The organism is Chryseobacterium gossypii (assembly GCF_041361455.1).
Taxonomy (GTDB): domain Bacteria; phylum Bacteroidota; class Bacteroidia; order Flavobacteriales; family Weeksellaceae; genus Chryseobacterium; species Chryseobacterium gossypii.
Window position 1 is genome coordinate 1 of record NZ_JBGCUR010000080.1, and the last position, 759, is coordinate 759.

Genomic DNA, 759 nt, shown 5'->3' on the forward strand with positions numbered 1-759 from the left:
TTATGACAAAAAAAGAATTGACCGGCAAGGTAGTACTGATCGCCGGAGGAGGGAAGAACCTTGGAGGTTTGCTGAGTCGTGATTTTGCAGCGAAAGGAGCAAAGCTTGCGATCCATTACAACAGTGAATCATCCAGGGCAGAGAGTGAAAAAACCTTATCGGAGGTCAAAGCTTTGGGTGCTGAAGCGTTTTTATTCCAGGCGGATCTCACCAAGGTAGAGAATATCACCAGGTTCTTTGTTGAGGCCATAAAGGTGTACGGTGGAATAGACATTGCCATCAATACTGTGGGGATGGTCTTGAAGAAACCTCTTGTAGATACCACGGAAGAGGAGTATGACAAGATGTTCAATATCAACTCCAAGGTAGCTTATTTCTTCATTCAGGAAGCCGGGAAAAAGCTCAATGACCATGGCAAGATCTGCACGATAGTCACTTCATTGCTTGCTGCTTACACGGGCTTATATTCCACATATGCCGGAGCCAAGGCTCCTGTGGAGCATTTCACCCGGATGGCATCCAAGGAATTTGGTGAGAGAGGGATTTCAGTAACCGCAGTGGCTCCCGGTCCTATGGATACTCCTTTCTTTTACGGACAGGAGAGTGATGATGCCGTGGCCTATCACAAATCCGCTTCAGCCTTGGGTGGTCTTACCGATATCAAGGACATCGCACCGTTGATCGAATTTCTGGTAACGGACGGATGGTGGATCACAGGGCAGACCATTTTTGCCAACGGAGGATATACTACCAGATAAG

The 759-nt window shown here is 47.4% G+C and carries 1 protein-coding gene; it reads left to right on the forward strand.

All coding sequences use genetic code 11. From position 1 onward, the window contains the following. Positions 1 to 2: 2 nt before the first annotated feature. Positions 3 to 758, forward strand: a complete 756-nt coding sequence (locus ABMQ40_RS16635; protein WP_370901627.1) for an SDR family oxidoreductase — start codon at positions 3 to 5, stop codon at positions 756 to 758. The last annotated feature ends 1 nt before the right edge of the window (position 759 follow it).